This is a genomic window from Actinoplanes ianthinogenes (assembly GCF_018324205.1).
In the GTDB taxonomy this organism is placed as follows: domain Bacteria; phylum Actinomycetota; class Actinomycetes; order Mycobacteriales; family Micromonosporaceae; genus Actinoplanes; species Actinoplanes ianthinogenes.
The window spans coordinates 4,071,974-4,084,566 of sequence record NZ_AP023356.1 but is presented as its reverse complement, the minus strand read 5'-3'; the positions used below and the strand labels follow the sequence as shown (position 1 = coordinate 4,084,566).

The window sequence follows — 12,593 nt, the reverse complement described above, 5'->3', positions numbered from 1 at the left end:
CACGTTCGTGGACGGATATCTCGGCTCCTACGCCACCCTCGGACTGGTCCTGGTAGCTGGGGTTTTGCTGTTCGTGGCGGCGTTCGGCGCCAACCGTCTGCTGCGCCCGGCCCGGCCGGCCGAGCCGGCCGGCAAGCGGATCGCCTATGAGAGCGGCATCGACCCGGTGGGCGGGGACTGGGCGCAGGCCCAGATCAGGTACTACGTGTATGCGTACCTTTACGTGCTTTTCGCGGTGGAAGCCGTTTTCCTCTTCCCCTGGGCGGTGATCTTCGATCTCCCGGGCTTCGGCGGCGCGGCGATCGCCGAGATGGGCGTCTTCGTGGCCGTCCTGGCGCTCGGCATCCTCTACGCGTGGCGGAAGAAGATTTTGACCTGGACCTAATGGGTGGGTGGCGGACTCGCCTCCGGAAGGCCGACATGTCAACATCGTGCGCATGAGTCAGCTTCTGCTCTTCATTGTCGTAGCACTGGTCGTCGGGACGATCGTCTTCGGCGTGACCGTTCTGCTGAGCGGAGGCGACTCCGGGCTCACCCCGGTCGAGCCGGACGGCAAGTCGGTGCCGCTGCCCGGTGATCGCCCGCTGGGCGAGGACGACATCGCCAAGACCAGGTTCGACACCGCCTGGCGGGGGTACCGGATGGCCCAGGTCGACCAGGCGCTGCAGCGGGCGGCGTACGACATCGGCTACAAAGGTGAGCTGATCGGGGTGCTGGAGGCCGAGGTGGCGGCGTTGCGCGAGGGCCGGACGGCGGACGCCGACGCGCTGCGCTCCGCGCGGGAGGCCGCCATCGCGCCGGGCGCCACCCCGCAGCCGGAGCCGGTGCCCGAGGACAAGGTCGAGGAGAAAGCCGACGAGGAGCCGGCGGAGAGCCGATGAGCGACGACGCCGCCACCCCGGGAACCGGGGAGGTCACCGCCACGGTGATCGTGAACGCCCCGGCCGCCAAGGTCTTCGCCGCGTTCATGGACTGGGAGAAACAGTCCGAGTGGATCCCGTTCACCCGGGTCAAGGTGGTCGAGGGCGACGGCGGCGAGGGCAGCCTGGTCGAGGCGGTCACCGCGCTCGGCCCGGCGGTGCTCCGGGACGAGCTGCGCGTGGTCAAGGTGAACGCGCCGTACGAGGTCCGCGTCGTGCACTGCGGCAAGGTGCTGCGCGGCCCGGGCGCGATGCGCTGCACCGCGATGTCCGGCGACCGCACCCAGGTCGTGCTGCACGAGTGGTTCCACCTGCCGGCCGGCGCGGTCGGCAAGATCGCCTGGCCGGTGCTCTGGCCCGGCTCGAAGCTGAGCTTCACCGGCGCGCTGAAGCGGTTCGGCAGGCTGGTCGAGCAGGGCCGGCTGCCATGACCGGCGACCTCACGATCGGCGACGACGGCCGGGCGCGCTGCTTCTGGGGTGGCAGCTCACCGGAGTACGCGGCGTACCACGACGACGAGTGGGGCAAGCCGGTCCGCGGCGACGACGCCCTGTTCGAGCGGCTCACGCTGGAGGCCTTCCAGTCCGGCCTCTCCTGGATCACCATCCTCCGCAAGCGGCCCGCGTTCCGGGCGGCCTTCGACGATTTCGTGATCGCCAAGGTCGCGGCGTACACCGAGGCCGACGCGGAGCGGCTGATGGCCGACGCGGGCATCGTGCGGAACCGGATGAAGGTCGACGCCGCCCTGCACAACGCCCGGGTCGCCGACGATCTCGCGCCCGGCGAGCTCACCGAGCTGCTCTGGTCCTTCGCTCCGGCGAAAAGGCACCGGCCATCGTCTCGAAACGACATCCCGGCGGTCACCCCGGAGTCCACGGCGATGGCCAAGACGCTCAAGAAGCGTGGCTTCAAGTTCGTCGGCCCCACCACCGCGTACGCGTTGATGCAGGCCACCGGCATGGTTGACGACCACCTGCTCGGCTGCTGGGTTCCCGTGATGGGATAGGACCCATGGCGCAATGGTCGGTGATCATCCCGTCGGAGCAGTGGGCGACGGAGCGGTTGTTCCAGCAGGACGTCGTGGTGGTGAAAGGCGGCCCGGCCGGCGTGTCGCCCGGCGACGAGGTCCTCCTGATCGCCGACGACCACGTGGTGGCCCTGGGCCGGGTGGAGAAATCCGGGGAATATCTGGCCCTCGCCTACCTGCGCCGGGCCTTCGACGAGCCGATCCCGGCCGGTGGCCTGGTGGCCGGCGGCGCGGTGGCCGGCGACGACTTCCGGCGCTTCACCGAGCGGCTCGGCCGGCCGTTGCCGAAACGGAACTGGCTGGTCAGCGTGGCGCTGCCGATCGAGGCGTCCGGCCCGGCCGAGGCGGTCCGGCAGTTCTGGTCGCACGTGTCCGAGCTGGGGCCGCGGGAGCTGCCGACCTACGTCTGGCCGTCCGGCGACGAGCTCGCCATGCAGGCCTTCGTCCTCGGGGCCGAGGCGAACCAGGACCCCGAGGAAGAGGACGAGGACGAGGATTGACGTCAAGACCGGTTTTCGGTACGCCCGGAGCGCTCCCGGCGTACCGAAAACTGGTTGTCAGCGGCCCTCGTAAACCGGCTTCTGCTTGTTGACGAAGGCGGCGACCGCGTTCTTGTGGTCGGCCGTGGCGCCGCAGATCGACTGGGCCTGCGCCTCGGCCGCGAGCGCGTCGGAGAGCGTCCCGGCGTCGCCGATGGACAGCTCCCGCTTGATCGCGCCGTAGGCCACCGTCGGCCCGGCGGCCAGCCGCGCGGCCAGCTCCTGGGCCACCGGCAGCACCTGCTCGTCGTCCTCCAGCAGCCGGGAGAGCATGCCGATCTCGTAGGCCCGCTGGGCTCGCACCGGCTCGGCCAGCAGCAGCAGCTCGACGGCCCGGGCGTGCCCGACGATCCGCGGCAGCGACCAGGAGATGCCGCTGTCGCCGGCCAGGCCGACGTTGGCGAACGCCATCAGGAACTTGGTGGCCGGGCCGCCGATCCGGAAGTCGGCGAGCAGCGCCAGCGACGCGCCCGCCCCGGCCGCCATCCCGCGCACCGCGGCGATCACCGGCTTGGGCATGCTGGCCAGCCGCTGCGCGATCGGGTTGTAGTGCACCCGGACCGTGTCCAGGTCGGTGCTCTTCTCCAGCAGCGTGGCGTGCTCACGCAGGTCCTGGCCGCCGCAGAAGGCGTTCCCGGCGCCGGCCAGCACGATCGCCCGGCAGGACCGGTCGGTCTCCAGCTGGGCCAGGGTGTCCCGCAGGGCCTCCTTGAGGTCCACGGTGAAGGAGTTCATCGCCTCGGGACGGTTCAGGGTCAGGGTGACGACCGCGTCAGTGCGGTCGACGAGGAGCACGTCTGTCATGGCAGGAATCTACCTTTGTCGTGCAGGCACCGTTCCACGTAACGATCCGCTGCCGGGCGCAGGCGGGCGGCGTGTTTGTCGAAGAAGACCGCGGCCCGGATGCCCGGCCAGCCCGCCGGCAGCAGCGAGGCGGGCAGCTGCGGGTCGTGGAACAGGAATGAGCGCCACGCGTGCACCAGGCGAAAACGGGCGGCGTACGCCTCCTCGTCGGTGCTGCGCCCGGTGACCGCCTTGACCACCGGCCGCAGCTCCGCCTCGAACTGCCGGTACGACTCGCCGATCCGGCCCAGGTCCCAGGCCTTGCCGACGATCTCGGCGGCCCCGGCCGAGCCGGCCGTGTGGCTGGCACTGAACCGCTCGTAGCCGGTACCGGCCTCGTGCAGCACCGTCTCCAGCTCGTCCGACGCGCGCGGGGCGACCCACACCTGATCGCTGAGCGGGCCGTAGCCGAGGAAGGCGAGCCGTTCGGCGTCCCGGCGGGCCAGAGGCGCGTCCCGGATCAGCACCAGATCGAACCGGCCGTCCCACCCGCCGCGACCGGTTCTGTACACCCGGGCGGCCGCCTCGTCCAGTCGGCGCGCCGCTTTCGGGGTGAGCAGATAACCCGGTCCGGCGGCCAGACGCAACGGGTGCAGCCACCCTTGTCGCACCATTCGCGACACCGCGGTGCGGACCGCGGGGGCCGCGATGTCCAGGGGTGCGAGCAGCCGGACGAGGGCGGCGACCGGGGCTCGCGAACCCCGGGTCCGCAGGTAGTCGCCGTACAGGTCGAAGAGTGCGGACCGCGCCTGCATGACCGCACATTGTGACAGCCCGAAAGACGATATGCTAGACGCTGTCACATCCGCCCGGGCTGGGTTTGGGTTCGCCGGTGTTCATCAGGGAAAATGTTTGATCGGCACGGTGGGCCGCAACGCGTGAAGACGTGAAACGGCCTGTACGGCCGCCGGTCGGAAACGAGCACCGCGTCATGTGGGGCTGAGCACGTGACGTGGCTGCTGGCATTCCAGGAGCAAGTGGCTGTGGGGCAACCCACCGACCCTGACGTAGGTCTGAGGGGAGACAAGATGGCGGCGATGAAGCCGCGGACGGGCGATGGTCCGCTGGAGGTCACCAAGGAGGGTCGTGGCATCGTCATGCGCGTCCCGCTGGAGGGTGGTGGCCGTCTCGTCGTGGAGATGACCCCGGACGAGGCCAGCGCGCTGGGTGACGCGTTGAAGTCGATCGCCGGCTGACGTTTCACGCGAGCCCGCCGGTACGGTACCGCCCGTACCGGCGGGCTTTCCACGTCTTACCGAAAGGTCATCCTCCCGTGTTCCGAATCGGGTTGACTGAAGAGCTCGACGAACAGCTCACCTGGGTTGTTCCCGCTGGTCACGTGCTTGCCGGAGAGGTCGGCGCGGAGCTGTCCGCGCTACCCGCGCCCGGCGTGGCGGGTGAGGTCACCGTGCTGCCCCGGCCGCTGCGGCGCCCGGCCCGGGTGCTGCTGGCCGGCATCGGGGACGGCGACGAGGCCGGCTGGCGCGCGGCCGGCGCCGGGATCGTCCGGGCGCTCGCCGATGACGACCACGCCCAGGTGGTGCTTCCGCCCGGCCTGGCCGAGGCCGCCGTGCGTGGTCTGGCAGAGGGCCTGTGGCTCGGTGGCTATCGCTACCGGGAGGCGGCCACCTCACCACGGTCCGCCGACGTGGAGCTCGTCGCGGATGACATGTCGCGATATGCCGGTTTCCTGGACCTCGCGCGGGCCACTGCCCGAGCCACCTGGCTGGCCCGGGACCTGACCAACACGCCGGCCTCCACCAAGAATCCGGAGTGGTTCGCCGACCAGGTCGTCGAGCTGGCCGCGGGCCGGTCCGGCCTGACCGCGACCGTGCTGGCCGGCGCCGACCTGGAACGCTTCGGCGGCCTGGTGGCGGTCGGCGGCGGCTCGGTCTCCCCGCCCCGCTTCGTCGAGCTGAGCTGGACCCCCGCCGAGTCCCAGCGGCACGTGGCGCTGGTCGGCAAGGGCATCACCTTCGACACCGGCGGCATCTCGATCAAGCCGCGCGAGGCGATGCGGCTGATGAAGAAGGACATGGGTGGCGCCGCCGCGGTGCTCGGCGCCACGCTGGCCGCCGCCGAGCTGAACCTGCCGGTCCGGGTGACCGCGCTGCTGCCGCTCGCCGAGAACGCGATCGGCGCCGCGGCGTTCCGGCCCGGTGACGTGATCCGGCACTACGACGGCACCACCACCGAGACCACCAACTCGGACGCCGAGGGCCGCCTGGTCCTGGCCGACGCGCTGGGTTACGCCACCGAGCGGGTCGCGCCCGACACGATCGTCGTGCTGGCCACCCTGACCGGGGCGAACGCGGTGGCGCTGGGCAAGCGTACGGCCGCGCTGTACAGCGAGGACGACGCGCTGGCCGGCGCCCTGGAGGCGGCCGGCGCCGCGGCCGGCGAGCGGATGTGGCGGCTGCCGCTGCCCGGCGACTACGTCGAATACATGCGGAGCGACATCGCCGACCGGCACAGCTCGCCGACCCAGGTGCACTCCCTGGTCGCCGCGCTGTACCTGCGCGAGTTCATGGGCGGCGTGAAGTCCTGGGCGCACCTGGACATGTCCGCGCCGTCCTGGGCCGAGGACCACGACCTGGAGCTGACCAAGGGCGCCACCGGCTGGGGCGCCCGGACGCTGATCCGGTACCTGCTCAGCGCTTGACCGCGGTCAGCAGTCCGGCGCCGGACGAGATGACGGCCGGGATCCAGTCCTCCGACTCCCGGATCGCCCGCACCGTCTCGCGGATCGTCAGGGTGTCCACGTCGCGGGCGGCCGGGTCGTTGATCCGGCCGCCGGCGTGCACCCCGTTGACGATCAGCACGCCGCCCGGGCGCAGCAGCCGCAGCGCCGCGTCGGTGCAGGCGGCGAACTCGGTGGTGTCCGCGTCCACGAAGATCAAGTCATACGCCCCGTCGGCGAGGCGGGGCAGCACGTCCAGCGCCCGCCCGCTGATGATCCGGGTCCGCGACGGGGCGAAGCCCGCCTCGACGAACACCCGCCGGGCGATCCGCTGATGCTCGTGCTCCACGTCGATGGTGGTCAGCACCCCGTCCGCGCGCATGCCGCGCAGCAGCCAGATGCCGCTCACCCCGGTGCCGGTGCCGATCTCGACGACCGCCTTGGCGTTGCCCGCGGCGGCCAGCAGGCGCAGCACCGAGCCGGCGCCGGGGGAGACGCACGGCAGGCCCAGCTCGTGCGCCAGCGAGCGGGCGGTCTGCAACACCGGGTCCTCGGTCGCGTAGGTCTCCGCGAACGGCATGGCGTGGCCCGGTGTCTGACCGAAGGAGCGGGCGGGACCGATGATGACGAACCTCCGTGCGGCGAGGGGCGACGTGCCCGGCGGGACGGACCCAAACGCGCACATCGGAATAGAGAGTAGAGCGATGACCACCCGTGATGCACGGTGCCTTCGATGGATGAACTGCCCAGTCGGGACGTCGCGGCCACGGCTGGACGGCGAGACACTCCGGATCCGTGTCATCCTGGATGCGGTGCCGGGCGAGCGATGACTGGAGGCCCCGACGTGACCGACGGCTGGAATTGGCGCCGGCCCTCCACGGCGCCGTCTGCGCCCGGCGGGCACCAGCAGCCGCCGCCCGGATCGCCGTGGTGGGCCGACGCGCTCAACGACCCCTGGCGGGATCCCTACGCGCCGTCCGCGGTCGTGCTCCCGCCGGCGGCGCCGTCCGGCGGGCCGGCTCTCGACCCGGTGCCGGACCCCGACGCGCCCCGCCGGTCGTACACGCCGGTGCTGCTGATCTGCCTGCTCACGGCCCTGCTGGCGGGCGGCATCGGCGGCACTCTCGGGTTCGTCTTCGCGGTCCGCGGTGGCTATGCGACCGGCGCCGGCACCCAGCTCGGCGGGGCCGGCCAGCAGACGCCGCAGTCGGTCAACCGGGACCCCGACACGCTCGCCGCGGTGGCCAAGACGGTGCAGCCCAGCGTCGTCACCGTGCACGTGACCGGTGCGATCGGCTCCGGCTTCATCGTCTCGGCGGACGGCTACGCGATCACCAACGACCACGTGGTGGACGGGGCCGGCGAGACCATGTCGGTGTCGTTCAGCGACGGCTCCACCGCCCCGGCGAAACTGGTCGGCCGCGCTCCGGAGTCGGACATCGCCGTGATCAAAATCGCAAAGTCCGGGCTGCCCGCCATCGAGTTCGGCGACTCGGACGCGATCGCGGTGGGCGACCCGGTGCTCGCCTTCGGCTCGCCGCTGGCGCTGGAGAACACCGTGACCTACGGCATCGTCAGCGCCCTGGACCGCACCATCGAGGCCGGCGAGTCCGGCGGCCCCACCCGCTACTACGCGGCCATCCAGACCGACGCCGCGGTCAACCAGGGCAACTCCGGCGGCCCGCTGGTGAGCGCGGCCGGACAGGTGATCGGGGTCAACTCGGTGATCCGCTCGGTGGGCGGCACCGACACCGAGGCGGGCAACATCGGTCTCGCCTTCGCCATCCCGATCAACCAGGCCAAGCGGATCGCTCAGGACATCATCGACACCGGCAAGGCCCGGCGGACCGTGATCGGGGCGACCGCGGCCGGCGGTGGCTCCGGCGGCGCCAAGCTGCGCTCGGTGGAGCCGGCCGGGCCGGCCGCGGCGGCCGGTCTGAAAGCCGGTGACGTCCTCACCAAGCTCGACGGGCACCCGTTGCAGGACGGCACCGATCTGGTCGCCCTGGTGCGCAAACACGCCCCCGGAGCGGTGGTCGCGGTGGAATACCGGCGGGGCACCAAAACCGCCTCCGCCTCGGTCACCCTGGCAGCCGACACCAACTAACCGCCGGGTGGGGTGTCCGGGCACAGGTCTCGTGCGTACGCTTGCTCCCGGATGCCTTGGGAGGGCCGCTCGTGTTCGAGAATCTGAACTGGTGGGAGATCGGCGCGCTGCTCCTGCTCGCGCTGCTGATCTTCGGGGAACGCCTGCCCAAGGTCCTCGGTGACGGGCTGCGGATGCTGCGCGGTCTCCGCGCCATGGCGCAGAATGCGACCTCGGACCTGAGCCGTGAGCTGGGCACCGACATCCAGCTGGAGGACCTGCATCCGAAGGCGTTCATTCGCAAGCACCTGCTCAGCGAGGAGGACGAGCAGGCGCTGCGCCAGCCGCTGCAGAGCCTGTTCGACGACGTGAAGCAGGATCTGAACGGGGTCAAGACTGACCTGAACGGCGTCAAGTCGCACTTGAACGAGACCGCGTCGGACCTCAAGAGCGCCGGGAAGCCGGCCGCGCCGGCCGAGGTGCCTCAGGCTCCCCGACCGGCGCAGCGCTTCGATCTGGACGCTACTTAGCCAGCTGGCTTCGCTTCGCTCCGCGGCAATTCGCCTTGTAACCGACGAGTTAGCACTTGGTTTTCCGCCACCCGCAAAACCCGCGGGCGTCGGAAAACCAGGCGCTAACTCGTCGGCGGCGAATTGCGGGGACTGGGGGGTTAACCCCGTTTTGCGTTGACCATGAGGCCGAGGGGCTTGCCGACCAGGGACTCGCGGCGGACGGCCAGCTTGTCGGCCACGCCGTCGAGGGCTTTCGCCGCGGGGGCGTCCGGGTCGGCCAGCACGATCGGGTTTCCGGCGTCGCCGGCCTCGCGCACCCGGGTGTCCAGCGGGATCTGGCCCAGCAGCGGCACCCGCGCGCCGACCGTCTGGCTCAGCGAGTCGGCGACGGTCTGCCCGCCACCGGCGCCGAAGACCTCCATGCGCGAGCCGTCCGGCATCTCCAGCCAGGACATGTTCTCCACCACGCCGACCAGGCGCTGGTGGGTCTGCAGCGCGATCGCGCCGGCCCGCTCGGCCACCTCGGCGGCGGCCATCTGCGGGGTGGTGACCACCAGAATCTCCGCGTTCGGCAGCAGCTGGGCGAGGGAGATGGCGACGTCACCGGTGCCCGGCGGCAGGTCGAGCAGCAGCACGTCCAGGTCGCCCCAGTACACGTCGGCGAGGAACTGCTGCAACGCCCGGTGCAGCATCGGCCCGCGCCAGACCACCGCGGCGTTGCCGGCGGTGAACATGCCGATCGAGATCACCTTCACACCGTGCGACTGCGGCGGCATGATCATGTCTTCGACCCGGGTGGGCTTGCCCTCCACGCCGATCATCCGGGGCACCGAGTGCCCGTAGATGTCGGCGTCGATCACGCCGACGGACAGGCCCCGCTTGGCGAGCGCGGCCGCCAGGTTGACCGTGACACTGGACTTGCCGACCCCGCCCTTGCCGCTGGCCACCGCGTACACCCGGGTCCGGGAGCCGGGCTGGGCGAACGGGATGACCGGCTCCGCCGTGCCGCCACCGCGCAGCGTGGTTTGCAGGGCCTTGCGCTGTTCCTCGTTCATCACCCCGAAGTTGATCTCAGCACCGGTGATCCCGGGGATCTTGGTGACGGCGGCGGTGATGTCGGCGTTCAGCTTGTCCCGCAGGGGGCAGCCGGCGACGGTGAGCAGCAGATCGACCTTGACCAGGCCGTCGCTGACGGTGAAACCCTGGACCATGCCGAGGTCGGTGATCGGGCGGCGGATCTCGGGGTCGTCGACGGTCGCCAAGGCAGCCTGGATCGCGTCCTCGAGAGTTGAGGCTGGTGCGGACATGATGCCCATGCTACGTCCCGGTAATGCCGAGGTCAGGGGTGGTCTTCCTCCCACTCCATACGCGCCCGCTTCTCCCGGCGCAGGGCCGCGTCGTCCAGCTCGGTGGCCAGCCGGGTCAGCTCGGAGCGGATGAAGTCCCTGGTGGCGACCTCACCCACGGCGATCCGCAGGGAGGCGATCTCGCGCGCCAGGTACTCGGTGTCGGCCTTCTGCATCTGCGCCCGGCGTCGATCCTCCTCCATGGCGATCCGGTCCCGGTCGGCCTGCCGGTTCTGCGCCAGCAGGATCAGCGGGGCGGCGTACGACGCCTGCAACGACAGGACCAGGGTGAGGAAGCCGAACGGGTACGGGTCGAACTGAAGTTTCGCCGGCATCACCCGGTTCCACGCGAACCAGACGCCGATCACCACGGTCATGTAGACGATGAACTTCGCCGTGCCCATGTACCGCGCGATGCTCTCCGACCAGCGGCCGAACGCCTCCGGGTCGAATTTCGGCAGCCGCACCCGCCCCGGCTCACGCGGCTGGTCGAGGCGGTCCCGGCGCGGCTCGCTCACGGCTGCTGCTCCTCGTCGTCGTGGGCGTCCCGGTCACGCCAGTCGCGCGGCAGCGAGTGGTCCAGCACGTCGTCGACGGTGACCGCGCCGAGCAGCCGGTGCGTCCCGTCCACCACCGGCATGGCGACCAGGTCGTACGTCGCCATCCGCCGGGTGATCTCGGGCAGCCCGATGTCCGGGCGCAGCGGCTCGATCCCGCTGTCGACCAGCCCGCCGACGATGGACGCGGGCGGCTCCCGCAGCAGCCGCTGGAAGTGCACCATGCCGAGGTACTTACCCGTCGGCGTGGCACTCGGCGCCCGTGCCACGAACACCTGCGCGGCCACCACCGGCGACAGGTCGGGCTCGCGGATCCGGGCCAGCGCCTCGGCGACCGTCGCGTCCGGCGTCATGATCACCGGCTCCGAGGTCATCACGCTGCCCGCGGTGCCCGGGCGGTAGCTCATCAGCTGCCGGACCGGGGCGGCCTCCTCCGGCTCCATCAGGTCCAGCAGCACCGCCTGCTCCGCCTTGGGCAGCTCGGCCAGCAGGTCGGCGGCGTCGTCCGGGTCCATCCGCTCCAGCACGTCGGCGGCCCGTTCCCGGTCCAGCCGGGCCAGGATCTCCACCTGGTCGTGCTCGGGCAGCTCCTCCAGCACGTCGGCGAGCTTGCGGTCGCTCAGCGCCGCGGCCACCTCGTTGCGCCGGGCGTCCGGGAGGTCCTGGAGCGCGTTCGCCATGTCGGCGGGGCGCATCTGGTCGAGCAGGGCCAGCAGGTTCGAGGTGCCCTGGGTGTCGGTCGGGCCGACCAGGCCGCGGACCCGGTCGTACTCCACCTGGTAGACGTGCCCGCGCCGGGTCAGCCGCCCGGTGTGCTCGCGGACCGCGACCCGGGTGATCACCCACTCGGTGTTGCGGTTGAGCTCCATGCCGATGTCCACGACCACGGCGTCGTGGTCGTCGCCGCCCTCCTGCTCGGGCGCCACCACGACCCGCCGGTCCAGCAGATCCTCGACCACGAGCAACTCGTTCGGCCGTTTCTCGAACCGGCGCAGGTTCAGCGAGCCGGTCCCGAGCGACACCGCCTCGGCGTCCATGCCGGTGACCCGGCCGATGGGCAGGAAGATCCGGCGGCGCAGCGCCATCTCGGCCACCAGCCCGACCACCTGCGGCGGACGGTTCGTGGTGCGCAGCCGCACCACCGCGTCGCGCACCCGGCCGACCCGGTCGGCGTTGGGGTCGAACACCGGCAGGCCGGCCAGACGGGCCAGATAAACCCTCGTCCCCATGGTCACCGCCTCAGATTAGGTCAGGGTCCGACGCCGTCCGGGAGGACCCGGCCACCGACTCGGCGGCCCTCGGCCTCGGTGTGTGGCTGGTCGGCGCCGGCTGGCTCCCCGCCGACGGCGTCTCGTCCTACCGCGTCCACCAGGGCCACGAGAGGAAACGCCGGTCCCTGCTGAGCTGCACGGTGACCGCCGGCGCCGGGGTCGCCACCTCCGCCACGGTCAGCGGCCACGTCCACCCGGTCGCCTCCGGCCGGATCGCCGTCCCGCCCTTCATCGGCTGATCAGCGCTTCACCACTTTGTGCAGGCGGAACGGTTTGCGGGTGGGCACCCGGGCCGGGGTCTCGCGCGGCGCGGCGGCGCCCAAGTCGGTGCCGAGGTCCGGCCCGGCTACCAGGGCCTGCTCGGCCGGGGTGAGCCGGAGCACCGCGCAGTCCGCCGCCCAGCGGGCCGCGACCTCGTCGGCGCTGCCGGAGGCGTTCAGCCGTTTGCCGGCCAGTTGAGGGGCGATCTCCGCCCACTCCTCGCCGGCCGGGTCCAGCCGGGTCACGGTGGCCTCGGTCTGCACGATCAGGCCGCCGTGGTCGCCGCGCAGCCGGACCGTCGCCCGGGTCGCCTCGGCCAGGCCGGGGGCGAACTGCTCGCCCGGCCCGGTGACGACGGCCAGCGACGTCTCCACGGGCATGCACCAGAGCGCGTACGCCGGACCGTCGCCCACCGAGATCCAGGCGATGGACGCCTTCTTGATCGCCTCTTCCAGCACACCAGCCACGCCGTCATCCTTCCACGCCCGCTCGGGCATCACGCGCGCTCACCGGACCGACTTTCCCGCCGCGCCCGCGGTCCGGGCGGGTGG

At 71.6% G+C, this 12,593-nt stretch carries 15 protein-coding genes and 2 pseudogenes; 10 read left to right on the top strand and 7 right to left on the bottom strand.

The features are described from left to right. The first annotated feature begins 7 nt into the window (after positions 1-7). The 5 genes and pseudogenes from ndhC (at position 8) to Aiant_RS18300 (ending at position 2,447) form a co-directional block, all read left to right on the top strand. Positions 8-385, top strand: a complete 378-nt coding sequence (gene ndhC / locus Aiant_RS18320; RefSeq protein WP_189328344.1) for an NADH-quinone oxidoreductase subunit A — start codon at positions 8-10, stop codon at positions 383-385. 52 nt (positions 386-437) lie between these two features. Next, positions 438-878, top strand: a pseudogene (locus Aiant_RS18315) (DivIVA domain-containing protein); the annotation flags it as partial. After that, the gene (locus Aiant_RS18310) at positions 878-1,351 is read left to right on the top strand and encodes an SRPBCC family protein (RefSeq protein ID WP_189328345.1); all 474 of its coding nucleotides are present in this window, start codon (positions 878-880) and stop codon (positions 1,349-1,351) included. The pseudogene Aiant_RS18315 and the gene Aiant_RS18310, both read left to right, overlap by 1 nt. Further along, positions 1,348-1,926: a DNA-3-methyladenine glycosylase I gene (locus Aiant_RS18305; protein WP_189328346.1), complete on the top strand. Its 579-nt coding sequence runs from the start codon at positions 1,348-1,350 to the stop codon at positions 1,924-1,926. Before Aiant_RS18310 ends, Aiant_RS18305 begins: the two co-directional genes overlap by 4 nt. Before the next feature lie 5 nt (positions 1,927-1,931). Then, a complete protein-coding gene (locus Aiant_RS18300) occupies positions 1,932-2,447 on the top strand; it encodes a hypothetical protein (protein WP_189328347.1) in 516 nt (171 codons plus the stop codon). Between the two features lie 57 nt (positions 2,448-2,504). Here the strand turns inward: Aiant_RS18300 and Aiant_RS18295 are convergent, their stop codons facing one another. Both Aiant_RS18295 and Aiant_RS18290 read right to left on the bottom strand, forming a co-directional pair. Then, positions 2,505-3,290: an enoyl-CoA hydratase-related protein gene (locus Aiant_RS18295; RefSeq protein ID WP_189328348.1), complete on the bottom strand. Its 786-nt coding sequence runs from the start codon at positions 3,288-3,290 to the stop codon at positions 2,505-2,507. Then, positions 3,287-4,084 (bottom strand): PaaX family transcriptional regulator, encoded by a 798-nt coding sequence (locus Aiant_RS18290; RefSeq protein ID WP_189328349.1) that lies wholly within the window; start codon positions 4,082-4,084, stop codon positions 3,287-3,289. The genes Aiant_RS18295 and Aiant_RS18290 overlap by 4 nt, the downstream gene beginning before the upstream one ends. 273 nt (positions 4,085-4,357) lie before the next feature. On the opposite strand from Aiant_RS18290, the gene Aiant_RS18285 reads away from it, so the two are divergent. Together Aiant_RS18285 and Aiant_RS18280 are read left to right on the top strand one after the other, a co-directional pair. Continuing rightward, positions 4,358-4,525, top strand: coding sequence for a DUF3117 domain-containing protein (locus Aiant_RS18285; RefSeq protein WP_014694782.1), 168 nt, complete (start codon positions 4,358-4,360; stop codon positions 4,523-4,525). 86 nt (positions 4,526-4,611) lie between these two features. Further along, positions 4,612-5,991: a leucyl aminopeptidase family protein gene (locus Aiant_RS18280; RefSeq protein ID WP_425322703.1), complete on the top strand. Its 1,380-nt coding sequence runs from the start codon at positions 4,612-4,614 to the stop codon at positions 5,989-5,991. On the opposite strand, the gene Aiant_RS18275 is transcribed toward Aiant_RS18280, so the two are convergent. Continuing rightward, complete coding sequence (locus Aiant_RS18275) at positions 5,981-6,589, bottom strand: O-methyltransferase (protein ID WP_189328928.1); 609 nt, start codon at positions 6,587-6,589, stop codon at positions 5,981-5,983. The genes Aiant_RS18280 and Aiant_RS18275 overlap by 11 nt on opposite strands. A 264-nt stretch (positions 6,590-6,853) precedes the next feature. Here Aiant_RS18275 and Aiant_RS18270 point away from each other — a divergent pair, with 264 nt between their 5' ends. Both Aiant_RS18270 and Aiant_RS18265 read left to right on the top strand, forming a co-directional pair. Beyond that, positions 6,854-8,116: a S1C family serine protease gene (locus Aiant_RS18270; RefSeq protein WP_189328929.1), complete on the top strand. Its 1,263-nt coding sequence runs from the start codon at positions 6,854-6,856 to the stop codon at positions 8,114-8,116. Positions 8,117-8,187: 71 nt separating this feature from the next. Next, the gene (locus tag Aiant_RS18265; protein ID WP_189328351.1) at positions 8,188-8,625 is read left to right on the top strand and encodes a twin-arginine translocase TatA/TatE family subunit; all 438 of its coding nucleotides are present in this window, start codon (positions 8,188-8,190) and stop codon (positions 8,623-8,625) included. A gap of 140 nt (positions 8,626-8,765) precedes the next feature. Here Aiant_RS18265 and Aiant_RS18260 read toward each other — a convergent pair whose 3' ends face one another. The 3 genes from Aiant_RS18260 to Aiant_RS18250 are packed head-to-tail and all read right to left on the bottom strand — an operon-like array spanning position 8,766 to position 11,745. Beyond that, positions 8,766-9,914 carry an Mrp/NBP35 family ATP-binding protein gene (locus tag Aiant_RS18260; RefSeq protein ID WP_189328352.1) on the bottom strand — a complete coding sequence of 383 codons (1,149 nt, stop codon included), beginning with the start codon at positions 9,912-9,914 and terminating at the stop codon, positions 8,766-8,768. A 32-nt stretch (positions 9,915-9,946) separates the two neighbouring features. Further along, positions 9,947-10,471, bottom strand: coding sequence for a DUF1003 domain-containing protein (locus Aiant_RS18255; protein ID WP_189328353.1), 525 nt, complete (start codon positions 10,469-10,471; stop codon positions 9,947-9,949). Further along, positions 10,468-11,745: a magnesium transporter MgtE N-terminal domain-containing protein gene (locus Aiant_RS18250; RefSeq protein ID WP_189328354.1), complete on the bottom strand. Its 1,278-nt coding sequence runs from the start codon at positions 11,743-11,745 to the stop codon at positions 10,468-10,470. Before Aiant_RS18250 ends, Aiant_RS18255 begins: the two co-directional genes overlap by 4 nt. A gap of 29 nt (positions 11,746-11,774) precedes the next feature. Between Aiant_RS18250 and Aiant_RS18245 the strand changes: the two are divergent. Further along, positions 11,775-12,020: pseudogene (locus tag Aiant_RS18245) on the top strand (phenazine biosynthesis protein PhzF); the annotation flags it as partial. Here Aiant_RS18245 and Aiant_RS18240 read toward each other — a convergent pair. Further along, entirely contained in the window at positions 12,021-12,539 is a 519-nt protein-coding gene (locus Aiant_RS18240) for a hypothetical protein (protein ID WP_189328355.1), read from the bottom strand. Between the last annotated feature and the right edge of the window lie 54 nt (positions 12,540-12,593).

What these genes read in the sequence shown, in the direction of transcription:
- Aiant_RS18295 (WP_189328348.1), bottom strand. Translation starts at nt 3,290, where the DNA reads ATGACAGACGTGCTCCTCGTCGACCGCACTGACGCGGTCGTCACCCTG.
- Aiant_RS18275 (WP_189328928.1), bottom strand. Translation starts at nt 6,589, where the DNA reads ATGCCGTTCGCGGAGACCTACGCGACCGAGGACCCGGTGTTGCAGACC.
- Aiant_RS18240 (WP_189328355.1), bottom strand. Translation starts at nt 12,539, where the DNA reads ATGCCCGAGCGGGCGTGGAAGGATGACGGCGTGGCTGGTGTGCTGGAA.
- Aiant_RS18285 (WP_014694782.1), top strand. Translation starts at nt 4,358, where the DNA reads ATGGCGGCGATGAAGCCGCGGACGGGCGATGGTCCGCTGGAGGTCACC.
- Aiant_RS18300 (WP_189328347.1), top strand. Translation starts at nt 1,932, where the DNA reads ATGGCGCAATGGTCGGTGATCATCCCGTCGGAGCAGTGGGCGACGGAG.
- Aiant_RS18310 (WP_189328345.1), top strand. Translation starts at nt 878, where the DNA reads ATGAGCGACGACGCCGCCACCCCGGGAACCGGGGAGGTCACCGCCACG.
- Aiant_RS18305 (WP_189328346.1), top strand. Translation starts at nt 1,348, where the DNA reads ATGACCGGCGACCTCACGATCGGCGACGACGGCCGGGCGCGCTGCTTC.
- Aiant_RS18260 (WP_189328352.1), bottom strand. Translation starts at nt 9,914, where the DNA reads ATGTCCGCACCAGCCTCAACTCTCGAGGACGCGATCCAGGCTGCCTTG.
- Aiant_RS18290 (WP_189328349.1), bottom strand. Translation starts at nt 4,084, where the DNA reads ATGCAGGCGCGGTCCGCACTCTTCGACCTGTACGGCGACTACCTGCGG.